This window comes from Streptomyces sp. NPDC002790, assembly GCF_040295505.1.
Lineage (GTDB): Bacteria > Actinomycetota > Actinomycetes > Streptomycetales > Streptomycetaceae > Streptomyces.
Genome location: NZ_JBEOVM010000014.1, coordinates 19,103 through 43,894 on the forward strand (window position 1 = coordinate 19,103; position 24,792 = coordinate 43,894).

Below are 24,792 nucleotides of genomic sequence, written 5' to 3' on the forward strand. Positions count from 1 at the left end.
GAAGACGGGCGACGACGGCCGGCACTCAGATGACCTCTTGCAGCCCCTCGGTCCACCAGCTGTGCGCTGCGTGCGAGCTGATGGCCCGCAGCCGGTCCTCCAACTCGTCGCGCAGACCGAAGAGTTCGCCTTGCGTGTACGCCATCGGGAAGTGGCCCCGGAGGACGGCCCAGGTCGTGACGAGGCGGACGAAGACGTCCAGGTTCTCAGCCATGAGGTGGGGGGCCTCGTAGTCGACGTTCCACTTGCCCGAATCCCAGTCGGGGTCCCAGTCGTCGGCGGGTGGGGCGTCGTCAGGCAGGTCCGTCTCGGTCCAGTTGTCGTGGCGGGGCAGGCGGTAGACCCGGCCGGTGCTCGCGTGTACGGCGATGGGGCCACCGTTCCAGTCGCCCAGCGCGTACAGGGGCAGGTCACGGATGCGCTGAAGCGATGCCTCGGCCTCTGAGTCGACGCCCAGGTGGATCTCGGCGGCCGCCAGGGCCGGCAGGCCGGTCACGGTCAGGGTGTGGCGGGCGTGGGGGGCAGTGAGGTCCTCGGGGAGGTGTGATTCGGGGAGGCGGGTCATGGACTGCGTACCGAATACCGAGTCCGGGGACGATGGGAAGTCCGCCTGTCCGGGGGCGATATGGCACGGCAGTACGTCGATCAGCGCGGCCGTGTTCGGGGACGGCATGGCGAAACCGAGGAGGTCGTCTTCATCACCGTCATCGGCATCGAGGTCGTCGTCCCAGTCCTCGTCCTCGTCGAACTCGTCGCCCTCGTCCACGGTCCGCGGCCCCCGGAACCCGTCTTCGAACCGTTCGGGGTCGGTGGCCTTGGCCGCGAAGATCCCGCCGGTCGACGCCACCACGACCAGCTCTCCCACCTCCAGCCGGGCCCGCACAAGGCCCGGCTCCGCCGGGAACGGGTCGAACGCGGCCCACGCCCGCAACCGGCCGCCCCCGCCCTGCCACGAAGGTTCACGCTCCCCGAAGGCAGGCACGGAGCCGGTCCACGGGCCGGCGAGCACGTCGCCCGTGGCCGCGTCGAACACCCAGTAACGCGGCGTCGGTCGGGTGTCGTCCCGCGCGACGACCGCCGTCCGGCCCTCCGGATCCCAGCCCTCGGGCGCGAGTTCCAGCCCAGTCACCGGGCCGGGGAACACCCGCCGCGGGTCGACGACGCCCGGCGGCCGCCAGTGCGCCCAGCGCACCACCCACGGCCGGTCCGGGTGCGCATCGGTCACGGCCTCCGCCGTCGCCTCGTCGCCCTGCGCCTGCGCCGCCAGGGCCAGCCAGGACGCCCATTCGTCGAACTCGAAGGTGCGCAGGCCGGCCGTCTCCAGGTCGCTCGCGCAGCTGGCCAACGAGGGGGCCGACCAGGCGGCGAATCGGTCGCGGAAGGCTGGATCCATCCGTACGGCATCGAGGTTTGCGCGCACCACCCCGTCCGCCTCGATGAGGCTGTGCGGCGAGAGCTTCGCCAACAGCGCCGCATCGTGCGCCAGTTCGTGGAAGGACTCGCCATACCGCCCACCCCGCGCGGCGTGCCTGGCCAACGCGAGGACGGCGTAGCGCCCCACGCCGTTCGCCGTCTCGTCGAGCCGGTCCCGCAGCCACTGGGTCATCTCAGCGTGGACCCGACGGGCGTGCCCGCGATCCACCGCGGCTGCCAGTTCGTCTCGACGCGACCAATCGCCGAACCAGACACGGCCGTCCTCGGCGACCGAGATCTCCGATACGTCCAGGGGCAGCTCCAGCTCACCCCCATTGAGCAGACGGGAGAGTTGACGCCACACCTCTACAGAAGCCGAGAACGACTGCGCGAGGGTGAGCGCCTGTAGCGCCCACTCGCGCAGCTCGGCCGGGGAACGGCTCTCGTTGGGCTGCCGCCAGGCCACAATGCGCTCGACCGCTGTCTCCGCGGTGACGTTCTCGTACATGACTGCCGGTTCTCCGCCCTGCCCCTGGACAACTAGTGGTACCGGTGATGCCCACCCAGATCCAGCTCCCCAGCACGGGCCGGCCCTCGCTGCTCACATGACGCTCTTGAGCGTCGCCGTCCACCAGCTGAACATCGCCATGGGGACAGCGCTGCCGAGGCCGACCTCGATCCGCATTGACAGCGTGTCGAGCTCCAAACGGCTTGTGGTCATGCGAAGTTGGGAGCGGATGCCGATGTACCTGGACGCCAAGGTGAGGAACGTGGCGAGGTTGGGGGCGATCCATGTGACGTACTTGTCGTCCTCGGGGCCTTCGACGTCCTCAAGAGTGTTGACCGCCTCGAACGATGGGGTGGTTCGTTCCGGGGCGTCGATGTCCTCGTCCGGGTGCCAGGGGCCGAGCCAGGTGCCGTCGGAACCGGGCGGCAGGCGGTAGACGACCCCAGTGGAGCCCTCGATGACAAGCGTTCCGCCTTCCAGCGAGCCGATGGGAAGAAGGTCGTTGGTGTCGTCGTCCTCGTCGGTGGAAGCGTGCGGCCGCCGGGATGGCGGTGTCAGCTCCAGCGGGTGGCACCGGAAGGCCGGGACACCGACCTCGACGAGGGTCTCCCGGCTCGCATGGTCACCCATGCCCGTAGGAAGATCCACCGGGGGGACGCGGTGAAAGTCCGCGGCCTCGAAGGCGGGGTAGTCCGGGTGCCTGCCGTACGTCCCGGCGTCGAAACCGGGCACCACGTCGCAGGGGAAGGTACGCGTCTCCGGCTTCTCCGGAGGATTTGTGCACGCTGCGGTGAGCGGGTCGGCCATGGCGGACTCGATGGCGAACACGCCGCCGGGCGAGCAGTAGATCGTGAGGCCGGTGAGGCCGTCCATGCGTAGATGCCCCGTAACGAGCGGCAGGCGCCGCGACAGGCCACCAAGATCCGTCCAGAGCGGCAGCGTGAACTCGTTGAAGGTGCCAATGGGACGCGACTGCCCAGGGGCAGGCAGAGGACCGGTACTGGGCCCCGCAAGCGGCCGACCGCTCTCCGCGTCCCAGCCCCAGTGGGGCGACTCATCGGAGACGTACTCGCGTCCGATCACGGCGGGGCGCCCGCCCGGGGACCAGTCCGCGGGAGCTGGTTCGACCTGCTCGATCGGGCCGGGGAGCCAGCCGTCGAACGATACGGCCCCCGGCGGCCGCCAGTGATGCCAACGCACGCGCCAGGGGAGCGCTGTCGGCAAGCCGTCGATTTCGGCAGCCACTTCGGTATCGCCGTGGGCCGTGGCGGCCAGATGCAACCACGCAGCCCACTCCCCCCGGCCCTCAGGACGCACGCCGGCCAGCCACAGCTGCAAGGCGTAGTGGACGGGGAGCGGGAGTTGCGACCGGGGGGCGTAACTACGCTCGGCGGACGCGAGCAGGGCACTGATGTCCGAACTCAAGAACTCCTGGACACTTTCAGGAAATACACCTTCAGGCAACTGAAACTCCCCGACGTTGCATCATTTCTCGTTCTGCGTATCGAGCTGCTGGGCCAGGGCGGCGTACAAATTCTCGACCTTGGACAGGACACGCCCCCTGAACTCCTCATCCATCCGCTCTTCTGCGGGAGTTTTCGGACTCAGATCGTCCACCCCGGACGCAAGAGCGTTAAGGTCCGCCCTGTCCATTTTCCCACCCTTCACCCCATGCTCCTGGGCAATCATCTCACGGGCGACCCTTTGAACATCGGCGCGGATCTCTCGCCTGTCGGCCACGGCTTCACTGTCCACGCGATACGTGGAGCTGTAATAGATCGGCACGTCGGCTGCGAGGTTCTTCTTCAGCAGGGTCGAGCAGTTCGAGGACCCTCGGCCACCCTTTTTATTTCCGCAAGGTTCACGCTCGGTGTAGAGGCCGACGATCTTTCGATCACTGTTTCCGTCCCGGCGGTTTCTTTCCTCGACCCACTGCATGAGATGGTCTTCTGAATGACGCGCCGATATTTCCCCGGGAGAGCCCGTCGGTATGGAGGAGTCGACTACGTACTCTATTTCCCCGTTTCCGTTGTCGACTTCAATGACAGCATAGTTCTTCTCACTGAGGTCGGGGACATGGGGAGAACCACCCAGGCCGTGCTTATTGGCCAGGTCGTTACCGTCCGTCTTCTTGGCCTCCCTACGATTCTCGGCTGCTGCCGAGACCGTGCGATCGGGGGACTCCTTGTAACCGCCCACGCCGTGCCGCTCGTGGAAGGTGTGACTGAGTCGCGCCAAACTACTCACGACATGCATCTGCTCGCCGCGGTTCAGACTGTCAAAGCCTGGGAGAGCCAGCCTGAGCCGCTCGCGGTCGAATGTCATGGGGGTGCCATCGGGCGTCTGACCCGCCGTCCGCCCAAGGACATTCGCAAGGGGGCTGACACCGTCGTTGGCGTCGGGGTGGTTCGGGTCGGCCCACTTTTCGATCTGCTCGTCGACTCGTTCGTGTCTCACCTGGAACACGGGGTTGCGGGCGCGAAGAGCCTGCTGCGCCGGGTCGGGGGGAAGCCCCGGAGAATTCGCATCGCCGGAAGTCGTGGGGCGGAGAATTGCAGGTCCCTCTCGCTCCAGGTAGGGATCCGAGTCGTCGGGATGAGGTACGAGCCCGGGGCCTTTCGGCGGGGTGACATTGCCGTGGTCCGCGCCGGGGGGGCCGGCGGATTGTTCAGGGCTGGTGATGTTGGTGTTGCCCGACTGGGGCGTGCCTGAGGTGGCCGGGTGGGCCTGCGGGGAACCGTTGCCCTCGGCTTGGGAGGACGCCGCGCCGTAGCCGGCCGGGGGCGTGGCCGCAGCCATGGATTCGGGGCTCGGGCCATTGGCCGGGGTGTCGCCATGGGGGCTCGGCGTCGTGGGAGTGGCGGGAGTCGAATCGCTCTGCGGGGAGTCACCGGCCTGGTTCGCTGTCGGGCTCTGGTGCGACTGCGGCTGGTCCTCGTCTTGCTTCTGGTCTTCCTGCGCCTGGCCCTCGTCTTGCTTCTGGCCTTCCTGCGGCTGAGAGTCATCTTGCTTCTGGTCCCCCTGCGACTGCGAGTCGTCTTGCTTCTGGTCCTCCTCCTTCTCCGTGTCGTCCTTCTTCTCCCATGGGGCGTCCATGGTCTGGCCGTTGGGGTCGAAGGGGACGTAGCGGACGCCGGCGGCGCCGGTGTGGAGGGGGTTGGGGCTCACCTCGCCGGTCTGGTGGTCGACCCAGATGATGTTGCCGTTGTGGTTGTAGACGTTGAAGGCGTGTCCGCCTCCGCCGGGCCATTGGACGCCGACGACGGCGGCGGAGCCGGGGCCGGCCTCCTGGAGGTGGTGGGCTATTCGTGCGTAGGGGCCGGGGTGGTCGGCGCCGGCCCAGATCTGGGGGCGGCCTGCCCAGGCGTCGAGGTTGTTGTACGAGTCGCGCTCGGGCGACATCCGGTCGAGCGTGCCGTCATCGTTCTTGTCAGGGGTGCGGGGTGCGGAGACCTGGGGGTCGCCGAACCAGGTCGACAGGCCGGCGCGGGCGTTGTCGAGGCAGTTGTTGGAACGGCCCGGCTCCTGGAGACCGCCGTCGTTCTGGAGTTGGGCCCATTCGCCGTTGGGGTCGGGGTGGCGTTGCGGGGTGCCGTCCTCGTTGCGGGGGACGGCGTCCGCCAGGGCCTGCTGGTGGGCGGGGTCCGGCGTCAGCAGGCCGTGGGGGGCGTGGTTGAGGCTGTCGCGGATCTGCTGGAGGCTCCGGCCCTGCGAGAGAGGGGCCGACTGGTCCTGCTTGGGGGGTGTGGTGTCCGAGGGCTCCTGCGCGGGGGCGGGGTGGCCGTTCGAACTGGGCGGCTGGGTGCCGGGATTGTTGTTCGGGGTCTGAATCGGGACCTGGACCGGCACCTGGTTCTGGTCCTGGTTCTGGTTCTGGTTCTGGTTCTGGTTCTGGTTCTGGTTCTGGTTCTGGTTCGCAGGCTGATGCGGTGTCTGGCTCGGAGCCTGATCCGGCTTCTGGTTCGGGGCCGGGTTCGCCGGCTGGTGCGGGGTCTGGCCTGGAACCTGGTTCGGCGTCTGGCCCGGAGTCTGATTCGGGGCCGGGTTCGGCGTCTGGTTCGCGGGCTGGTTCGGGGCCGGGTTCGCCGTCTGACTCGGGGTCTGGTTGGGCGTCTGGCTCGGAGCCTGATTCGGCGTCTGGCTCGGAGCCTGGCCCGGAGTCTGATTCGAGGGCTGGTTGGGCGTCTGGTTCGGTGTGGCGGAGAGGCCGGGCTGGTTCGGGGTGTTGGTGGTGCCGGGCCTGTTGTTGGTGGGGGTGTTGGGGCGGGGCGTCGAGGGGGTCGTCGGCTCGGGGCGGCGGGTCGGCGTGGGTGTTGTGCGTTGGGGGGTCTCGGTACGGGGTGCGTCCGTACGGGGATTCGTCGTGGGGGTCGTGGGGTTGGGCTGGCGCGACGGGCCCTGATTCGGCGTGGTGGGGGTGTTCGTGACCGGGCCCGGGGTCGCGGTCGGTGCGACGTTCGGCGTCTGGTTCGGCGTCGGTGCGGCGGGGCTCTGGTCGCCGGTGGGCGTCGGGTTCGCCGTGGGTGCGGGGCGGGTCGGGGCGTGGGCCTCCGTGGCCGTGGCGCTCTGCGTGTGGAACGTGGGGCTGGACGACGTACGCGAGGACGAGTCGGAGCCGGTGTGGGCACCGGCACCGACACCGGTGCTCGCACTTGGTATGGAGCTCGACGTCGCGGAGGTGGAGGTGGGTGACGAGGCGTCGGTGGGCGTGGGGGTGCCCACCGACGTCGCCGTCGTCATGGGTTGTTGGGCCTGGGTACGCGGGTCCGTCGCGGTGGACGGATCGTTGCCGCGGTCGGGCGAAGCGGTCTGTGCGGCAGGGCCGTTGGACTCCTGGGTCGGGGTGGCGCTCTCCGATGCCGTGTTGATGCCGTGGGACGGGTCGGACTGCCCGACCGGCGGCGTCGCATCCGGCGTGGGGGTCGGCGCGGGCGACGGCGTGGCCGCGTCCGCATCCACGCGCGCGTGCGGCACCGAGGAGGGCTGGTCCGAGGAGGGTCGCTCCGACTGCGCGGCGGGCGCGGGCGCGGGCGTGGCCGTCTCGCCGCCATTGCGCTGCGCGTCCGTACCCGTCGACACGTCCGGCGTTCCGGACGACGATGCGGCGTCCGGCGTGGACCCCGATCCGGGCGAGGAATCCGGTGTACTCGAGGGGCCTGGGGAGCCTCCGATATCGGTCGACGTGGAGGCCTGCGCCGCGTCCCGCTGCTCGTTGTAGCCCGCGTCGAACGGGGTCAGCGGCCGGTCGGACGACGGCGCCGGGGAAGGAGTCGACGCAGGGGAGGGAGTCGACGCAGGGGTCGGTCCGTCGTCACCGTTCGAACCTGCCTGCCCTCCGACTCCCGTACTGCCATTGCCTGTTGTTCCCGCGCCGCCGGTACCGCCGGTTCCCCCGGAGGCCGAAGCACCGGACGTACCGCCTCCGCCCGCGTCACCCCCGGACCCGGAGGCCCCGGAGCCAGCCCCTGAACCACCGGACCCGGACCCGGAACCTGAACCGCCTGAGCCGACCCCGGACCCACCACCGGACGCAGACCCGGCACTCGCCCCGCCGCCATCCACCCCACCCGACGACGACGAGTTCCCCGCCGCACTGTCCAACCCACCCCGCGCATGCGCCCCGGCCCGCCCCGCACCCCCGTCCCGCAGCGACTCACCCAACGTAGAGCCGAAGTTCTTGAACCCGTCCTCGACCGCCGTCTTGCCCGCATCCGCGGTACGCCCCAGGTTGTACCCGTCCTGCGCACCGAAGTTCTGGTTCACCGTCTGCGCGACCAGGTCCTTGCTCATCTCCTCCAGCGCGGAGACGAACGGCTCCTTCACCGCCTCAAGCGCCGCCTCCATCAGCGCCTGCGCCGCCTCCTTCAAAATCTTGCGGATCGCGACCCGCGAGACCTGCGTCATCGCCGCCGACGCCACCCCCGACAACCCGAACGTGACCACCGCCGTCGCCGCCGCCACCGCGATCTGGATCGCCAGCACAATCAGCTGAATGATCACCGCGATCTTCATCCCGATGATCAGCATCGCCGCGACCTCGAAGACACCCGCGATCACCTCGGCCGCCTGCCGGGCATCGTCCAGATACCCCGACCCGCCCGAGAACTTGTCCCACTTCTCCACGAACGCGTCGATCGACTCGCCGAAATTCTCCGACGTCACATTCCCGGCCGACTGCATCGCAGACACCTGAACGTCCCCGACCTGCGCCCCGAAATCCCGCCACGTCTGCGCGCACTGCATCATGTGGTCCTCATTGGCCGTCGGCCAATCGAAGCCCAACATCTCCAGAATCCACGCCAACTCGTCCGGCAGCATCATCGCCATGGCGGCATCTCCCCCGTGTCGCCGTACATCCGCAGGACACAGGACCCCGTGCACCTCAACAGACGTAATTTTGCACGGAGTTTAACAAGCCGGACCGACAACAGAACAGTCCCACCGGCCGCGCCCGCACCACTGTCAGAGCTCGCCCGTAAGGTGGACAGGCACGTGAAGACGGGGAACCAGGGAGAGTCGTGAGCTGGCAGAACAGCCCCATGGGAGTGCCGGGAGCGCCGGGAGCGGCACAGCAGCACCCCATGGCCGCGCCGCCGCAGCAGGTCGCGTATGAGCCGCATCCGTTCATCGGCGGCCGCGCCTCCGCCCTGCGCGCGCTCGCCGCCTGGCGGGCCGCCGTGCCGGAAGCGCCGCGCGTCGCGCTCCTCACCGGCTCACCGGGGTGCGGCAGTTCGCGCCTACTGACCGGCTTCCTGATGCTCTGCGATCCCGGCCACCGCGAGCGCATCGACCTCGCGCGCCTCGACCCGTGGACGGTCCCGCCGCCGCTCCCCGCGCCAGCAGTGCCGAGCGCCGCGGGACGCACGCCCGCGCAGGTGCTGTGGCTGCTCGCCGACCACTACGGCCTCGACGTCGCGCGCGATGCGGAGGCCTACGAGGCCTTCGGCGCCACCGAGCGCGTGATCGTCGTGCCCGATGTGGACGAGGCCGGTCCCGTACGGGCGGGTCGCGGGGCGGAGCGGATGGCGCGCGAGCTGCTGCTGCCGCTCGCGGGGCTCCCCTCCGTACGACTCCTCGCCGAGGTCCCGCACGCGGTGGCCGCCGAGATGGCATCGGCGCTCCCCGCCGGGACGGCACAGGTCATCGACCTCGACGCACCCGAGCACGCCGACCTCCAGGGCCTCACCCTGCAGACCCAGATCGCGCTCGACCCGAACTTCGGAGCGCCACGGCTGCCGTTCACCGAGGATCCGCAGCTGCGGGCCCGCCTCGCACATGACCTTGCGACGCGCATCGCGACAGGAGCAGGAGCAGGAACGGGGACCGGGATGGGGACGGGCGGCAGTCGCCTCACCGCCCAACTGGCCGTCAATGCCCACCTGTTGGCACCCGAGGCACCACCCAACCCGGCCCTCTTCCCCGCACATCCGATCGAGACCGTCGACATGCACGCCCGACGCCTCGGTGCCGACCCGGCCGCCCTGCGCGCGATGCTGACCCCTCTCGCCCTGGCCGAGGGTGAAGGTCTACCCCTCCCCTTGTGGGCACCGTTGGCCTCAGCGCTGGCCGCGCGCGACCTGTCGCAGGACATCGCCAACGGGATGTCCCTCGCCGGCCCGTTCGTCACCACGGTGAACGACGAGGACGCGACCGCGCCCACCCTCATCACCCTCACCCACCCGGCACTCGGCGAGGCGATCCGCGCCACGCTGCCCGACGTGCGCGTCGCACACCTGTGCCTCGCGATGGAACTCCTTGAGCGGGTCCCCGACGATGGCTGGGAGCAGGCCGACCCCTACGTACGAGACGGCGTCGTCGGCCATCTCCTGGGCGCGGGCCAACTGCCGCGCCTGCTCAAGGACCCGTGGCTGCTGGTGCACACGGACCCGGTGGCGCTTCGTTTCGCACTGGAGGAGATCGCCGCGGACGAGCGCACGCGCGCGGCACTGCCCGCTCCAGGACGTACGTATCTGCGAATCGCCCCGGTGCTGACGCGCACGCAGGCGGGGCCGGAGCAGCGGGCACAGATCCTGGCGTCGGCGTTCGAGGAGGACGGACTGGCGCAGTACGCGCGCGCGTTGGGCTCCGCCAACCAGGACGTGGGGGCCTCCGCCACCGCCACCGCCGGCACCTCGGCCACCTCGGCCACCTCCGGCACCCCGGCACCCGCTTCCCCGCAGCGCACACCCACAGTGGTGGACTACCCGTTGGCGCCGCCCGCGCCGCCCGCGGCAACCCCTCAGCCGGACCAGGCAGCACCCGCTCCCACCCCCGCCTCCCCACCACCCGACCACCCGGCGACGGGCCCTGGCAACACCGCGGTCTTCACCTACGTCGACCCCCGCACCGGCCAGGAGGCCTACGTCACCGCCACCTCGGCGCCCGGCAAGCCACCGGCCGAGTACCAGGGCATGGCACAGCTGGGCGAGTTGCGGGTGCCCGTGGAAAACGTCGTGGCGATCCACACCGACCTGTGCCCCGGCTACTTCCCTGGCGGCTACACGGCGAACGTCCTGGTGTCCACGTTCCCGAAGGCCTCCCACTCGCACGCACACCCCTACGGCCGGGACCGGGCATCGCGCACCGAGGGCATCACCGCCCTCACGTCCCACGCGCGACTGATGGCCCAACTCGCCGGCCAGGAGGCACCACCGCAACCGTCCCGCGCCCCGCTCCCCCACCCCGTACCGCCCACGCATGTCCTGCCGGACGCGCAGCTCGGCCCGCTGCTCACACAGGCCTTCGGCGAGCAGAAGGTACGCCGTTACGCTCCCCAACTCCTGGCCACGGCCCCGCTACCCGACGCGGCACGCACGACGCTGACGGTCGCCGGCCTCCCTGCCGACGTCCCGCTCTTCTTCCTGGCGGACACGGACGCGCCCGGTGTCCCACCCGTCATCGGCGGCATGTTCGCGGACGCCCGCACCCACCTCATCGGCACGGGCGCCCAGTTGTCCCCCGCCGCGGCCGACACCCTCGCCACACACACGCGCATCGGCACGGACGGCATGTTCGTGATCACGGTGCAGCGCGACAGCGGCCAGGTCTGGGCGGCCATGCCCCTGGACGGCAGCCTTCAGTACGTGAACTCCTCGGTGGCCGCATTCGCGTACTCCCTCGCCACCCTCCACACGACACGCGGCGACATGCTCGACGCGCACCCGTACCTGGCAGGCAACATCGTCGCCGACCTCCAGACCCGCCTCCTGGCCATCGACCCGAACGCCCTGTCGGAGCCGGACACCTGGTGGTCCCTGATCATCGAGCAGATGTGGCACGGGCTGTTCTGAACCGAACCACACGTCACCTCACCGGGACGGACGCGAGCCACCAAGCCGAACGGCACTAACGCCGACTCACGCAGAAGTCCCCCTGCAGACGGCCCCGGGCCGGTGTTTCACCCCACGCGCTGCGGCCGGTGCAGCGTCCTGAACTCGCGCCCGCCCGGTGTGGCGATGACGCCCGCACGCTCCGGATCACCCACGAACCAGGCCCCCTTCTCCAGGTCATGCCCCCAGCGCCTGCGCCGCCGCCAGGTACGCGCCGCGAAGACCGGGGGCGCCACCTTGCCGGTTGCCGACCCGGCCGGCACAGTCGCTGCCGATACGGGATCGACCCCTGCATCCGGGGAAAGGCCGAGCCGAACCTCAACAGCCGTTCCCCCACCCACCTTTACGTCCAGCCGCCGCACCGCGACGCCGTACTGCCAGGGCCCGGACTTCAACACCCGGCCGACCATCACGTGCCAGTGCACCGCCTTGGCTGGACCGATCAGGAAGAACGACCACACCATGAAGGCGAACGCCGCGAAGCCCTCTGCGACCTCGGGACCCAAGGTCGCAACGAGAAGCAGCACCAACCACACCACAGCCCTGATCAACGTAACCTTCGGGGTATCCGCCGCAGTCGGTACAGCTCACGACCGTACTCCACGGTCGCGGTGGCCGAGTTCTCGGGCACCGCAGAGCTGAGTGGACTGAGCTCCACAGCAGCGGGTGGCCCACCCCGGGTATTGCCCTCACGCCGAGGTATGCAATGGCGTTCTTTCGTGTGGACCCTAGGCGTTTGCACAGCGCTGGTGACCCTTCTCGCGCTGGTGATGGGCATTCCGCAGCGCCCGGATCTCGTGCAGAGGATCTCCGATCCCGGCTCGGAATACGCCCACGTCCCGGTGGAAAGGGTCAGCGACGTCCAGTTTCACGATCCAAGCAAGGGCCGTGATTACTACACCTCGACGGCAGTCGTCCAGCTTGCCCCTGAGACAGGCGGGACTCCGGTAGTGACTACGGTCCATCCAGTCACTCCCGACCGTCCGCACAAGGGGAGCGAAGTCTCGGTCCTCTACGCCCCGTCCCGCCCTGGGCTAGGCGCCGTCGCAGGAGACCGGGACAGCCTCGGTGCGGAACTAGAAGGCTCCACGATGGGGACTGGCCGCATCTTGATCGTCGGCATCGCCTGGGCTTTCGGGATCGCCCTCTCCGTGGATGGTCTTTCCCTGCGCCACGGGTTCCGTTCCTTCTCGCGGCTGAGCGGCACCGACATGGCCGTACGCGGGACATGCCTGGGGCCCGGCTTCTGGGAGCGAGGCTCCCAGAAGCAGATGTGTCTGAAGGTCGTCACCGCATCGTCCCGCACTGCGCATTTCCTGGCCTCTGTCACAGAGAAGCACGTCCCCAAATCCCTGGCGGGGCAGCCGGTCTGGCTGTGCTGGGACGCCCGCCGCAGCACCGACCGTCGGCAATCATCCTCAGGCGACACTCCGGCTGCGCTGGTGTCCGACCGCGGCTGGGTGATGCACGGAATGCTCAAAGCCGACGACGCGCAGATGGTCGCCCCCGAGGGCCTCTCTGTCGAAAAGACCGCCGCAGGTAACGGCGAGCCGCGCGCGCTGCGGCTCTGGAACCCTCACTCCGCCTGGCTGCTCTATGTGGCACCGTCAGTGCTGATGCTCGCCGTGGTCGCCATCGGTTGTGCCGCACTGCTGACCTTCGACATCACGGGGGTCTGGCGCTGGGTAACCGGGACCGGTGGCGCCCTCATCGGACTGGTTCTCTGCTATCTCGTAACGACTGCTCCGCACTCGTCACACCCCGCGAGCGAGACGAATCCGTCCTGAGCCGTTCCCTGGGCTACTCGAAGAAAAGCACAAAAATCCCCTTACGAAGGGCCCGCCCGGGCCAATTGCCTTGGGTGGGGCCTCGTTTGGCGATAGGGCCGCTACCGGCGGCCGGTCGCTGCACCAGGTACTTCGCTGCGGGAGCAACCTGCAACGCCGCGCGCCCCACGTCCGACGTAGACGCGGGGCGCGGGTGCAGCGCTGATGAAGGTAACTACTGCTGACCGTACGGCGGTTGCGAGGGAGCCTGCGGGTACGAGCCCGGCGCAGGGGGCGCCTGCTGCTGGTACGGGTTCGGCTGCTGCGCCGGGTATCCCTGCCCGGGATACGGCGCCTGACCACCGCCGCCCCAGCCACCACCGGGGGGCGGGGGCGGGCCGCCGCCATTCTTCTTCCGACTGAGCACGATCGCTACGACGATGATCACCAGGACGACAAGGACACCGGCGGCGATGCCGATGATCACGCCCGTACTGATACCGCCGGAATCGGAGTCTGAGGCGCCCGAACCCCTCGTGGCCTCAGGAGCCGGGGATCCGGAACCGTCGGCCTTGGCGATGGACGCGTTCAACTCGCCAGTCTTCAATGGGCCGTTCTTCGAGCCGGCCGACACGTTCTTCGTGAGGGCGGAGTACGGACGGATGAAACCGTAACCGTAGTGTTCGTCGGGGAGCGACGCCCCCTTCGCAGAAGCAGGGAGCCCGGCGGTCTTGACCAGACGGTTGGCGATCTGGCCGGGGGTGAGGTCGGGGAACTTCTGCTTGAGGAGGGCGGCGGCGGCGGAGACGTAGGCCGTGGCATCTGAAGTGCCGGTGTTCAGATCGTAGCCATCAGAGTCCAGGCCAGCAGTGACGATCTTGACGCCTGGGGCAGACAACAGCACGTGGTCGCCGTAGTTAGAGCCCTCCCAGATCGTGCCGTCACTGTCGACAGCACCCACCGTCAGGACACCTGGATACGCACCGGGGAAGAACTCCCGTGACTTTTCAGGACCGACGCCGTCGTTTCCTGAGCCCGCAACGATCAACACCCCGTGGTCCAACGCGTAGGCAATCGCCTTGCGCTCAGCCGGGTCCCCCTGCGGATTCGCGGGGTCGAGTCCGCCCTGAGAGATATTGATGATGGAGGCACCCTTGTCGACCGCGTACTTGATCGACGCAGCGAAGCCGTCCGCCTTCTCGCCCTCGTCTCGGAGTGGAAGAAGCTTGGCATCCGGCGCCAACCCCTTGACACCGGCAGCGCCACCAGCCCCATGACCATGAGCAGCGATGATCGCTGCCATCGCAGTGCCATGCTCAGGCTTGTCCTGGCTCGGGTCTGGCTCGACCGAGGTGTCCCCGTCGACGAAGTCCTTGCCCTTGAGGAACTGGCCAGCGAGGTCGCGGTGGTCCGTCTTGAAGCCGCCGTCGATGACCGCGACCGTGACACCCTTTCCGGTCGCCTCGCTCCAAACCTTGTCGGCAGAGTACGCCGTCAGGGGCCACTGATCGTCCCTGACCTGATCCGCCGACGCCGACGGCGCAGCCGCGAAAAGCAACGCTCCCGCCGCTGCCGCAGCGCCCACCGCGCGCAGCGCTCGCGTGAAGCTCATGCCGTAACACCTTCCCTCGCAGGGCGGGGCCCACAGCCCGAAGGCTGCGAGCCCCGTCTTGTCTTCACCGCATACTTAACCAGTAGGCCTGACTATTCCACGACCTTGGGGTTAACAGTGCGACTGTTCGCCCAGGTCTCCTCGTCCTCGACCAGATAGTCCGGACGAGAGTTGTCACGGCCCTTCTTGTCCTTACCCTTGCCTGTCTGCGCACCGTGCCCAGCAAGACCATTGCGTCCGGCGTTCTGTCCTGCACCGCCGGTCGCTGTCTTCGGCTTCTGGCGCAGGGCGGAACCACCCTGCTGCCCGGATCCCGGCTTGACGACGGACTTGCCGATCTCGCCGCCTTTCGTGCGAGCGAGCGAGTTGCCCTTCAGCCCCTTCGCGGCATCCTTACCGGCGGCTCCCGAACCTGCACCACCACCGAGACCGCCGCGCCCCATAGCGCCTGCGCCGCCACGGCCTGCGGCACCCGCACCGAGGCCTGCACCGGCACCAATCCCACCACCGATCCCCGCACCACCGACACCACCGGCCCCTGCACCAGCTCCAGAGCCAGCGGCGCCACCGCCGATGCCGCCACCAGCGCCAGCCCCGGCGCCCGCACCAACACCACCGGCACCTGCACCCGAGGCACCTCCGAAGCTGAGGTTGCCAGCACCGATCTGCGAACCAGCCGTCGGTTTCTGCGAACCGATACCCCCGCTGATGCCGTCCGCGGTCGGCGACTTCACGCCCTTGATCGAGGAACCCGAGCCAGTGGAGCGACTGAGGTTGCCTGCACCAGCACTACCGGAGGGGCTGGTTACGGAACCAGCGACAATCGGTACGGGAGCGGCGCCGCCGGGCTCACCCGGGTAATCGCCGTCGTCACCAATTCCCCCTCGCCCCGGTTTCCACGACCCCATCGACTGGGCCTGCCCGTTGTAGGCCGTCCCCAGTTGCTCCATCTTCACGGCCATCTTCATCTGCGCCTCGCGACCCTCCGACATGTCGCCTTCGCGATTGTCGACGATGTGCTGCGCAGAAACATTCGAGTTGGAGATGTCCCGGTTCAGGCCGTCCTCGTCCCGACCGCCGTCAGTGAGGCGGTCACCAATGCTGCTGCCACCGCTCGGCTTCTCCATCGCCATGACCTCGGGCTTGATGTCACCCAATACGTTAGCCGCGCTCGTCATCGACGTGGAGACATACGTCGCGTACGTGGACGTGTCATGGATCTTCTTCGAGATCACCTTCGACCGGGCCTGGAACTGATCAGCCGAAGCACCTTCCCAGTCCTTCATCACCTCGGCCACGGCCGCCTCGTAGACGGATTTAACCTCTACGAGCTGGTCGTGCACACCCTTCCAGCCCTGGGCAGCCTCATGTACGGCACTAGGGTCGGAGTTCTGGACCATGGACTTCATCGTGTCCATGTCGTGGTCCTTGAAGTTGGTTGTGTTCTTGCCGGCGTAGCACTGCATCGGCGCCACGTACGTGTAGTCCGCGCCCTTGTCGCTCATCTCTGCCCCGTCTCCCCTTCTCTTCCGCTGCCCGCCCAGTGCGTCACAACATCGACCCGTCTGATGCCCCACCCGAGGCACCACTCGACGACCCACCGGTCGACGCCGACGTGGCTCCATTGACTGAGCTCGCCGTGTCCGCCTCGGCGTCCTGGTACGCGCCATGCGCCCGCTTCGTCTTCGAACCGAAGTCGTCCATCACCGACTCCAGGTGGTCGACGACAGCCTCGAGGTACGTCTTCATCTCGTCATGTGCGGCGGTCAGCTTCTCGGCCTCGTCGAATCCGGACCCCAACGCACCCTTGGGGAGGTACGTCTTGTGCTTGGTATCCGTGTTCGCCTTGCCGAGGTCTCCGATGACCCCGTTCAGCTTTTTGATGACGTTGTCGAGCGCGCTCAGATCGACCTTGTACCCGTCACCGGCCATGCGCTTGGCCCTCCCCGTTCATCCTGCTAGTCCCGTTCTTCCCGTTGGGGGCGATAAGTCCGGTCCCCTGTCACAAGCCTGCCTATAGCTTATCGAACGGCACCCACACCCCGCTCGGTGCTGCCCGTCACAACTCCGCGACAGGTGCGGCGGATACGCTGCCCCATGGGACATAAGCGGTGCAATTACCCCGACCTCGTGTCCCGCTGACCACGTCGGCGCAGAACGAACTCAGTAGGCGAACCGCGTGGACAAGCTCACTGGACGAGCCACGTGGACCAGCTCAACGGACCAGCTCAATAGAGGCTCCAGCCCCGCCCGTCATGACGCGGCCCAGCCTCCCGGGCCGCGCCGCCCCGCTGGCGCCGCTCCTCGTCGATCTCGTCCTGATACGTGGCCAATCGGCGACGCCCCTCGTCCTCCGCAGCCTGCCGCGCGTCGGGCGGCAGCTCCTCCAGTGCACGGAAACCGTCGCGCACCCGGTCGGACAGGGCCTCTCGGTAGGCCGAGTTCTGCATCGCCTCGCGCAATCCCACCCTGCCCGCCAGTACTTCCTTCGCCATCTCCTGGACGACCTCCCCGCCGCCCCCCTGCGCAAGGCGCTGGAGCGAACTACGCAGAGCCCTGGCGCGTGCCGGCTCCCTGGCGATGTCCAGGAACTCCTCGTCCCCGACCTGCTCTTCGGCCATCTGCGGGCCTCCCTTGTTCCAAAATCCGATGCACCAGTGGGCCCGGAAGCGACTACAGCGACCGCGCCGCCGGCCGTCACATACCGCCGGCCCAACACGGGACCTACGACCGCCTCGTACGTCCGTCAAACAGCCGGGTGGTCATAGCTCTCCCCCACCGCAGGCAGCTGGTTGACCGCCACTCCGATGGTTCCGGACAGCGCCGCGGCCGCGGCCACGGCGATCTTCACCGACTGCTCTGCCGCCGAGTAGGCCTCGGTCGCCTGCCCCCACAGCCGGATCACCTTGACGACTTCGAGCGCGGCGAGGCCGTAGCCCACGACGGCCCCAACGCCCGTTTCCGCCAGTAGCGTTCCAGCAGCCACTTCGATCTCGATGAGGATCAATGCGTCCGCGATCGCGGTCAGCACACCCTTGACCAGGTTCAGCGCCTCGTACACCGCAAGGGATATCTCCGAGTAGTGCCCCTGGAGGTCCTTCAGCGACGTGCCGACTTCGGTGATTCTCTTCGCCAACTCATCGAAGTACTTATATGCGGCATCTGCCGCATTTCCGTTCCACGACTGGTCGAGCCGCTGGTTCCCGGACCGGATGTTCGCACCCAAGTCACCAAGGGCGCTTCCCGAGTTCTGCCACATTTCGGCACACTTGGCGTAGGACTCCCAGTCTCCCGCGAACCATCCGAGCGCCTGCTCCAGCGGGTCCTGTTCCGCCTGAAAGACGAACTTGATTGCCTCCAGAGACCAATAGCTGGGGCTGAGCCAATCACTGACCGCCCCGACGGCGTCACTGACCAGACCGTGCGAGTACTCCTCCGGTTTACTCGGAGCGCTCAGTCGGGACGAGGGCTCGGTCGCATCCGAAAAGCTCTGCGTCGCACCACCCCCGCCGTTTCCGGCCGCTGCACGCTGGGCGTCGGGGTAGGTGGCATCCACCTTGGCGGCCTGCTCCGCATCCGTGTCCCGGTAATACGCACCGGAGCGGGTCAACTCCGCTCCGCTTCGATCCAGGAGAGTGTGGACCCGCGACAACGCCTTGCCGGCGTCGTCCATCGCCTGCTCGTGCAACTCCAAAGGCGCCAGCAACAAGCCTTGTTCCGTAGAGGAGTTGCCCAGAGCTCTGCCATATTTCTTGACGTAGTCATCAACAGACTGTGCGTCTTCCGCGGCGCGGTCGACCTGTTTCCCGTAAGCCCCAAGATCCGCCGATTCAACTGCGAAGCTCATCAGCGCCCACTCCCCTCCGATGATTGCCAAAGCGGCCGGAAGGTACCGTAACAACATGCCCAGGAATATCTTCAGCTGGAACTGGCAGGACCAGGATGGCCAGCCACTCGGATCCGATGGAGATCAACAACTCACCAGAGCGAAACGGCAAGCCCTGCGCGCATTGCCCGCCATCACACTGATTTTCGCTGTGTGTTACCTGGCAGTGACCTGTGTGTCACTACTCCGGGGCGAGTTCGACGCATCCACATTGGTCTCGGTAATTCCCGCAGTCGTCGCCGCCTCCCTCGCCATTCGAGGCCGAAAAGCACGCTCTATTCCCCTGTGCGCGGCCGGACTTGTGGTGTTGATCGCCTGGGGAGCGGTCGCCTCCGCGCTGAACGGCTGAACCACGCCCCTCTCGACGGGGCGGACGCCGGCGACTGGGCGGACCGGCGCCGGGACCCACCACCCACCCCGGCGCCCCGCCCCGACCCGTCACCTCCCGTATGCCACCGCCCCCTCCCGCGGCAGCACCACCCACGTCCGCGTGCCGCCTCCGGGCTCCCGTGCGGGCCCGTACCCCCAGCCGCCTCCGCACTCGCGGGCAAGCCGGGCGAGGAGGCGGAGTGCCGTGCGGCGGCGGGTGTCGCACGCTGCGGCGAGGTGGCGGTTGATGTGGAGTGGGTGTCCGTCGTAGACGGTGACCCGCAGGGCGTTATCCCGGTAGCGCAGGGATACGTAGACGTTGGCTTCGGGCGCGAACTGACAGGCGGTCGCCGTGAGTTCGCCGACCGCCTGGAGGGCGGCGTCGAGGATGTCGTGCAGATGGTGTGCTTCGAGGAACGCGCGGGTCGCCGCGCGGGCCAGGGCCGGCGAGGTGAGCGCGGCGGGGAGGGTGAGGCTGTAGGCCAGGTTCTCTGGAAGCGCCGGGCGGCCGTCGGGGCGGGGCGGGCAGGCGATGGGGGTCGTTGCGGCAGGCACCGCGGTTTCGGGCATGGCGAACTCCCTTGCGTATGAGGGTGTTGAAGGGAATGTCGCGGCAGCCGGTGGCTCGTCTCCCTGGCGCGGGCCCGCCCCTCCCAGGGCGGGAGGTTGCGGGCAGGCTCGCGCGATGCACTGCCAACTGCCGTGTGTAGCGTGTGCGTTACTCAATGTAGCGCATGGTGGGAGTACACGTACTACCCACGCACGAGAACTCCGAGCACCGTACGGACAAGGCAGACTGTTCCCGTCGTCGTACAGGAGGGCGCATGCCGCCGAGGAGCACACCGACCGCACGCCAGAAGCGTCTTGGTGTCGAGCTGCGCAAGATGCGCACCGCCGCAGGCATCACCACCGAAGCCGCGGCCGGCCTGCTCGGGGTCCCCCGCACCAACGTCCCCAATATGGAGTCGGGACGGTCCGGTATCAGCCCAGACCGGGTGCGTACCCTCGCCGGGCACTACGCCTGCGTGAACCCGCGTCTCGTCGATGCGCTGGCCGAGATGGCCGCCGAGCGGGGCAAGGGGTGGTGGGAGGACTACCGAGGCCGGCTCCCCGCGACCTTCCTGGACATCGCGGAACTGGAGTGGCATGCGCGGCGCCTGCGGGTCGCAGTCACAGTGCACCTGCCCGGCCTGATTCAGACGGAGGCCCACGCGCGAGCGGTGTTCAAGCAGGTCATCCCTCAACTACCGGCGGTCGATGTGGACACGCGCGTCGCGCACCGCATGGAGCGGTGCCGGATTCTCGACCGGTCGGATCCACCGCAACTCGACCTGGTGATCCACGAAGCAGCCCTGAGGATGGAGTTCGGTGGGGCCCAAGTGGCCCACCGCCAGTTGGCGCGAGTTCTGCAGGCTGCGGAGCACCCCCAAGTCACCGTCCGTGTAATCCCGTTCAAGGCCGGAGGCTTTCCAGGTGCCGGGCAGTCGGTCGTATACGCCGAAGGGCCGGTCCCCGAGCTGGACACCGTGGAACTCGACAGCACGCACGGGCCCGAATTCGTGGACTCGGCGTCGCAGTTGCAGAAGTACCGGGCTCAACTCGACGCGACGGAGGGCGCCGCACTACCTCCCGACCCGTCGCTCGATCTCATCCGCACCCTGGCGTCAAGCCTCTAGGAAAGGGAGACATCCACATGCCGGCGATCACTTGGGAAGACCCGTTCTGCGGGGAAGGCGCCAATTGCTTCCGCCTCGGCACCGACCCCGACGGCAACGCCTATATATCCGTGGCCGGAGCCGAGGACGCCTACGTGACCGACAGCCGCGAAGCGCTTCGTGCGCTGATCACGGACATCAAGGCGGGGAAGGCGGATCACCTTCTCTGATGTCAGCGGGGCCCTGGCCGCGACGCGAGGCACGCCATGGCTACCAGAAGATGTGGGAGGGCGAGGTATGGGCCGGATTCTCCGGAAACGCCGAGCGGATCCTTGCGGCCCTCAGCCGTCCCACTCATGCAGCACGGCCTGCGCGTAGACGACCCGCATGTCCAAACGGTCCGCCCGGACCTTGTACTTGTCGGTCATCCCGTAGAACTTCAAGGGGGCGAGGCCCAGTCGAAGGGCGCCCATGGCGCGCCACGCCGTCCGCGATGGCAGATGCCAATCGGGGCCGCCGTATCCGCCGACGAGACTCGCCACGTTGTAGAACAGCAGCAGCGGTGAGAGCAGAACGTACAGAATCCACGCGCTGACGGTTCCGCGACGGCCGACCAGGCTTGTGCCGTCCGGTAGTTGCATCTCGTACCGGCGGCGCCCGCCGTCGCCTGGGGCCGGCAGTCGCAGCACGCCCAGTTCGCCCCCGTCAGGTCCCGTCACAACGAGGTCGGCGCCCGGGTTCAGCCCGCCCGCTCGCGGGACCACAGAACACAAGGGCCCGCTCCCTGCCGGGTCCGCGAAGAGGGTGAAACTCGGGCCCATACCGTCCGGTGCACCCTTGTTCGGAAACACCCCTTGGACATGGATCGCGTTCCCGCCTCGTACCTTGATGAGGCGTTGAAAGTTGGCCACTGCCCGTTCTTGCGCAGTCGGATAGTGAACGCTGAATTCGGTACTCACGCTTCCTGGCCCAAGCGGTGGCGGGTGAAGGTGGGGCTCATGCGGTCCGTTCTCATCGAGTCATGGCCTGGCGCTGATGCGAAAGCCCTGGGCTGTTCCGGCGCCGTGAGCATGGTCGATGTCGGCTCGCCAGCAACAAGTGGCCCGAGCCCAGGCCCACGTAAGTGTGCCGCCGACCCGGCGGCCCGCCTCGCCTCACCTCACCCGAAGGGATTCGGGCTCGGCAGTCGCAGCGTCGCTCCGTCCGGCAGATCGAAGACCTGCTGCGCGATCGGCCCCCGGATCCGCATCGCGGTCGCCGCGTCCACGGCCTTGAAGTTGTCGAAGTCGTAGCCGCCGCCCGCGACGAAGAAGCGGCGGGGGATCAGGCGCTCGGCCGGGTCCAGCGCGCCGTTCGCCTTCTGGTAGGCGTGGGAGAAGCTCGCCGTGCCGTTGACGTCGGGGTCGTCGAGGAGCCACTTCGCCCAGTCGTTGAGGCTGGTTCCGAGTTCGGTCAGTTCCGCGGATTCCGGGTTGAGGGTGACCACCTTCGCGCCGTCGACGATGCCGAATTGCGTACCGAAGATGTCCTGGCCGAAGCAGAAGATGTCGTCGGCGAGATCGTCGTAAGTGTCTTTCCAGAGGTCTTCGCTGTTCCAGGAAAGGAGGTCGGGGCCGAGGCCCTCGTCGCCCGCGCGGAACACCTGGACGCCGGCGTTGAAGAGGAAGAAGCCGTTCATGCGGGAGATGACCGTGCCGAGCTCGGCGAGGGGGCCGGTTTCCCAGCCGAAGTCGAGGTCGATGGCCGGGCCCATGGGGCCGCGGGCGCGGCTCAGGAGCTGTTCCAGCGCGCCGTCGGACGTGGCGCCTTCGGGCGTTGCGCCGTCAGGCGTTGAGTCCTCGGGCGTTGCGTCGTCGGACATTCCGAATCACTTCGCTTCCGGGCCGATGGGCCGTGTCAGATAGTGCTCGCGTACGCGGTCGGTGGCGACCAGCCGGAGCGTTGGCTGAAGGACGGGATCCGTGGGGAGGGCGTCCCATTTCATGTACGGGTGCCATCCGCCGTGCGCCGCCAGCAACATGGCCTCACCACGCTCGATGTCTCCCTGGACCGCATACCATCCTGCCATCCAGGTGCACTCGGCGTACTGGCCCGGGGTGTACCCGCCCTGTGCGACGAGTTCGTGTGCGCGCGGGAAGTCGTTGGCCGTCCTGAGCGACATCCATACGACGCGCTTTTCCTCCGCGGTAAGCGTTTCGAAATCACGCTCCACGAGTGGCGAGCGATGCTTGGCGCCCGAGGGCGGAAGCGGCACACCCCACGGCTCGAACCCGGGCGTCAGTTCCGCCAAGGAGCGCTGCGCCAACTGCTGGGAAAGCCAATTCAGCCGTTCATGCAGGACGCGCCCGGCCGGAACGGCCCCCGCCACCGCGGCAAGGCGGTCGGCGACGGCCTCCTCGGAAGCCTCCGGTGTCGCCAGGAGCGCCTCGTCGAACGGCATGTCCTGGTCACACAATTCCCCACCGCTCGAAGCGTCCGTACGGATCAGCGACTCGGCCAGGTCCGCGGCTTCACCGGGACGGTCCCGCCACAGCAGGATCTGAATCGATGCCGCGGCCGCTTCCCAGACGGGGCCGCGCGCGCCGCCGGGCCGGCGAGCGATCTCGAGCAGTTGTGGCAGTGCCTCCCGGAAGTGCCCCTCGCGGGCATACGAGATCAGCTTTTCGGCAGAGTTCATGAGGTCATCCTCTCCTTTGGCCTCTGGAACGGGGGCCTTCCGGCGCATCGCGCGTCGACTCCCCCCTGGCAATTCCTGGCGCCCCTCGGCGATCCCTGGCGTCCCCGGCGATCTCTGGAGTGCACCCTCAGCGCACCGAGATCTTGACTCTCGTGCCGTCGGGTAAGCCGCGTACAGCATTTCCCATGGCCGACCCCGAACCTTGGTTGTCCTTTGCCCCGATGTACCGGACGCTCGCGCCGGTTCCTCCCTCCTTGTACATGGCCGGAGGGTATTCGTCCCGGTCGCGCGGGCTGTCGGTCGGAATCCCGCGGAGCGAGTCGGTGCGGTTGTCGTCCGCCCCGTTTCTGTCGATGGTGAGAATGTCGGGCTGGGCAGGACCCGGCCGCTGGCGGTCGCCGCGCCAGTTGGTGCCGTTCTGAGCGTCCTCGATGTGCTGCGCGGACTCGGGGTACTTGTTCCTGTCGAGGACCATCTCCGCGTCGTACTCACTCTGGCCGCCAGTGCGCTGGTTGAACTCGCCTCTCGCGGCGGCCTGTTCGCGCATTCTGCGTCGCGAGCCCCTGCCGGTCTCGCCGCCGTTCTTGGCGACCTTGTTCGCGAGGTTGAGGAGTTCGTGGGCGTGCTGCCCGTCCGCGTCCTGAATGTTCTTGACGACCTTCTTGGTGCCGTCCCCGACCTGGCTGTACATGTCGCCGACGGCCTTGGCGGCGTCCTTGCTGAGCTTCCTGCCCATTCGCTGTGCGGCGTCTTCGAGTGCCTTGGCTATCGGGTGGCTCATCCGAACGACACTCCCGCCGCCCCATTACTGAATTTGACGGCGTGTCCGGCGACAGCTTCGGAGTGCTTCTTGAAGTCATCGGCGTGCTTGAGCAGTTCGTCCGGATGGACGGAGAAGCCGGTGCCGCCGCCCGCGTCGGCGGGGCCGGCTATCGCTTCGCTCGCGGACTCGACACCCTTCAGGACCAGGCCCTTCAGCGCGCGCCCCACGATGTCCTCGAGCGGTTCGACGGCCTGGGTCGCGAGGTGGGCGACCACCTCTTCCAGGGCGCGTTCGAGGAGTTCGTTCACCACCTTCTTGGTGACCTGAATCAGTGCGGCCTCGGCTGCGGCGGCGGCCCCGAGGGTGACGATGGCAGTAGCGGCCGCTACTGCCAACTGTGCAGCTATGAATATGAGTTGGGCGATGACGGCGACTTTGGCCGCGACGATGACGGCTGCCGCGACCTCCAGGGCGACCGCTGCCATCTCACATCCCTGGATGAGCTCGCTCATGTGGCTGGTTGCCAGCCGGCTCCATGTCTCGGCGAGCCGGTCGTACGACGACCCTTCATAACAGGCCGCCATGGCTTGGATGGTCGCGGACGCCTCCTCCTGCGAGGCACCGATGTCGCCCGCGAAGGTACGGACGTGTCCTGCGAATTCGTGGACTGCGTCCTCGTTCACTTGAGGCCAGTTCAGACCCATCAGGTCCATGACCCAGACAAGCTCGTCGGGTAACTCGATCGCCATGCGCTCCCCCTGCACCTCGTGGCACAACTATCCCAACTGTGACAGTTGTTCGAAGGATAGTTGCC

General features: G+C 68.1%; 22 protein-coding genes and 1 pseudogene. 7 read left to right on the forward strand and 16 right to left on the reverse strand.

Going from position 1 to position 24,792, the window contains the following annotated elements:
- Nucleotides 1–25: 25 nt before the first annotated feature.
- The 3 genes from ABT004_RS10110 to ABT004_RS10120 all read right to left on the reverse strand — a co-directional run bounded on the left by ABT004_RS10110 (nt 26) and on the right by ABT004_RS10120 (nt 5,770).
- Nucleotides 26–1,921, reverse strand: a complete 1,896-nt coding sequence (locus ABT004_RS10110) for an SUKH-4 family immunity protein (RefSeq protein WP_351333642.1) — start codon at nt 1,919–1,921, stop codon at nt 26–28.
- A 93-nt stretch (nt 1,922–2,014) separates the two neighbouring features.
- Nucleotides 2,015–2,794 (reverse strand): SUKH-4 family immunity protein, encoded by a 780-nt coding sequence (locus ABT004_RS10115; RefSeq protein ID WP_351333645.1) that lies wholly within the window; start codon nt 2,792–2,794, stop codon nt 2,015–2,017.
- 612 nt (nt 2,795–3,406) lie between these two features.
- Nucleotides 3,407–5,770 carry a toxin glutamine deamidase domain-containing protein gene (locus ABT004_RS10120; RefSeq protein ID WP_351333647.1) on the reverse strand — a complete coding sequence of 788 codons (2,364 nt, stop codon included), beginning with the start codon at nt 5,768–5,770 and terminating at the stop codon, nt 3,407–3,409.
- Between the two features lie 574 nt (nt 5,771–6,344).
- On the opposite strand from ABT004_RS10120, the gene ABT004_RS10125 reads away from it, so the two are divergent.
- Both ABT004_RS10125 and ABT004_RS10130 read left to right on the forward strand, forming a co-directional pair.
- Complete coding sequence (locus tag ABT004_RS10125) at nt 6,345–7,139, forward strand: hypothetical protein (RefSeq protein ID WP_351333649.1); 795 nt, start codon at nt 6,345–6,347, stop codon at nt 7,137–7,139.
- Between the two features lie 483 nt (nt 7,140–7,622).
- Nucleotides 7,623–7,913: a hypothetical protein gene (locus ABT004_RS10130; RefSeq protein WP_351333651.1), complete on the forward strand. Its 291-nt coding sequence runs from the start codon at nt 7,623–7,625 to the stop codon at nt 7,911–7,913.
- Here the strand turns inward: ABT004_RS10130 and ABT004_RS36370 are convergent.
- Nucleotides 7,895–8,248: pseudogene (locus ABT004_RS36370) on the reverse strand (WXG100-like domain-containing protein); the annotation flags it as partial. The gene ABT004_RS10130 and the pseudogene ABT004_RS36370 sit on opposite strands and share 19 nt — an antisense overlap.
- 191 nt (nt 8,249–8,439) lie before the next feature.
- Here ABT004_RS36370 and ABT004_RS10140 point away from each other — a divergent pair.
- On the forward strand, nt 8,440–11,211 hold the full coding sequence (locus ABT004_RS10140; RefSeq protein ID WP_351333656.1) for an SUKH-4 family immunity protein: 2,772 nt from the start codon (nt 8,440–8,442) through the stop codon (nt 11,209–11,211).
- 107 nt (nt 11,212–11,318) lie between these two features.
- Here ABT004_RS10140 and ABT004_RS10145 read toward each other — a convergent pair whose 3' ends face one another.
- The gene (locus tag ABT004_RS10145) at nt 11,319–11,777 is read right to left on the reverse strand and encodes a hypothetical protein (RefSeq protein ID WP_351333659.1); all 459 of its coding nucleotides are present in this window, start codon (nt 11,775–11,777) and stop codon (nt 11,319–11,321) included.
- Between the two features lie 222 nt (nt 11,778–11,999).
- On the opposite strand from ABT004_RS10145, the gene ABT004_RS10150 reads away from it, so the two are divergent.
- Nucleotides 12,000–13,037 carry a hypothetical protein gene (locus ABT004_RS10150; protein WP_351333660.1) on the forward strand — a complete coding sequence of 346 codons (1,038 nt, stop codon included), beginning with the start codon at nt 12,000–12,002 and terminating at the stop codon, nt 13,035–13,037.
- Nucleotides 13,038–13,251: 214 nt separating this feature from the next.
- Here ABT004_RS10150 and ABT004_RS10155 read toward each other — a convergent pair whose 3' ends face one another.
- The 5 genes from ABT004_RS10155 to ABT004_RS10175 form a co-directional block, all read right to left on the reverse strand.
- On the reverse strand, nt 13,252–14,628 hold the full coding sequence (locus ABT004_RS10155) for a S8 family serine peptidase (protein ID WP_351333663.1): 1,377 nt from the start codon (nt 14,626–14,628) through the stop codon (nt 13,252–13,254).
- A gap of 92 nt (nt 14,629–14,720) precedes the next feature.
- Nucleotides 14,721–16,133, reverse strand: coding sequence for a WXG100 family type VII secretion target (locus tag ABT004_RS10160; protein ID WP_351333665.1), 1,413 nt, complete (start codon nt 16,131–16,133; stop codon nt 14,721–14,723).
- A gap of 43 nt (nt 16,134–16,176) precedes the next feature.
- Nucleotides 16,177–16,560: a hypothetical protein gene (locus ABT004_RS10165; protein WP_351333666.1), complete on the reverse strand. Its 384-nt coding sequence runs from the start codon at nt 16,558–16,560 to the stop codon at nt 16,177–16,179.
- Between the two features lie 296 nt (nt 16,561–16,856).
- Nucleotides 16,857–17,249 (reverse strand): hypothetical protein, encoded by a 393-nt coding sequence (locus tag ABT004_RS10170; protein ID WP_351333669.1) that lies wholly within the window; start codon nt 17,247–17,249, stop codon nt 16,857–16,859.
- A gap of 125 nt (nt 17,250–17,374) precedes the next feature.
- Nucleotides 17,375–18,475, reverse strand: a complete 1,101-nt coding sequence (locus ABT004_RS10175) for a hypothetical protein (RefSeq protein ID WP_351333672.1) — start codon at nt 18,473–18,475, stop codon at nt 17,375–17,377.
- A gap of 55 nt (nt 18,476–18,530) precedes the next feature.
- Here ABT004_RS10175 and ABT004_RS10180 point away from each other — a divergent pair, with 55 nt between their 5' ends.
- Nucleotides 18,531–18,863 (forward strand): hypothetical protein, encoded by a 333-nt coding sequence (locus tag ABT004_RS10180; protein ID WP_351333675.1) that lies wholly within the window; start codon nt 18,531–18,533, stop codon nt 18,861–18,863.
- An 89-nt stretch (nt 18,864–18,952) separates the two neighbouring features.
- Here ABT004_RS10180 and ABT004_RS10185 read toward each other — a convergent pair whose 3' ends face one another.
- Complete coding sequence (locus ABT004_RS10185; protein WP_351333678.1) at nt 18,953–19,453, reverse strand: ATP-binding protein; 501 nt, start codon at nt 19,451–19,453, stop codon at nt 18,953–18,955.
- A gap of 254 nt (nt 19,454–19,707) precedes the next feature.
- Here ABT004_RS10185 and ABT004_RS10190 point away from each other — a divergent pair, with 254 nt between their 5' ends.
- Nucleotides 19,708–20,559, forward strand: a complete 852-nt coding sequence (locus ABT004_RS10190; RefSeq protein ID WP_351333681.1) for a helix-turn-helix domain-containing protein — start codon at nt 19,708–19,710, stop codon at nt 20,557–20,559.
- Nucleotides 20,560–20,576: 17 nt separating this feature from the next.
- The gene (locus tag ABT004_RS10195; RefSeq protein ID WP_351333683.1) at nt 20,577–20,768 is read left to right on the forward strand and encodes a hypothetical protein; all 192 of its coding nucleotides are present in this window, start codon (nt 20,577–20,579) and stop codon (nt 20,766–20,768) included.
- Nucleotides 20,769–20,879: 111 nt separating this feature from the next.
- Here ABT004_RS10195 and ABT004_RS10200 read toward each other — a convergent pair whose 3' ends face one another.
- The 5 genes from ABT004_RS10200 to ABT004_RS10220 form a co-directional block, all read right to left on the reverse strand.
- Nucleotides 20,880–21,311: a hypothetical protein gene (locus ABT004_RS10200; protein ID WP_351333686.1), complete on the reverse strand. Its 432-nt coding sequence runs from the start codon at nt 21,309–21,311 to the stop codon at nt 20,880–20,882.
- Nucleotides 21,312–21,697: 386 nt separating this feature from the next.
- Complete coding sequence (locus ABT004_RS10205) at nt 21,698–22,399, reverse strand: SMI1/KNR4 family protein (protein WP_351333689.1); 702 nt, start codon at nt 22,397–22,399, stop codon at nt 21,698–21,700.
- A gap of 6 nt (nt 22,400–22,405) precedes the next feature.
- Complete coding sequence (locus tag ABT004_RS10210) at nt 22,406–23,263, reverse strand: hypothetical protein (protein ID WP_351333692.1); 858 nt, start codon at nt 23,261–23,263, stop codon at nt 22,406–22,408.
- 79 nt (nt 23,264–23,342) lie between these two features.
- Entirely contained in the window at nt 23,343–23,996 is a 654-nt protein-coding gene (locus ABT004_RS10215) for a NucA/NucB deoxyribonuclease domain-containing protein (protein ID WP_351333695.1), read from the reverse strand.
- The gene (locus ABT004_RS10220) at nt 23,993–24,727 is read right to left on the reverse strand and encodes a WXG100-like domain-containing protein (RefSeq protein ID WP_351333697.1); all 735 of its coding nucleotides are present in this window, start codon (nt 24,725–24,727) and stop codon (nt 23,993–23,995) included. Before ABT004_RS10220 ends, ABT004_RS10215 begins: the two co-directional genes overlap by 4 nt.
- Nucleotides 24,728–24,792 lie beyond the last annotated feature (65 nt).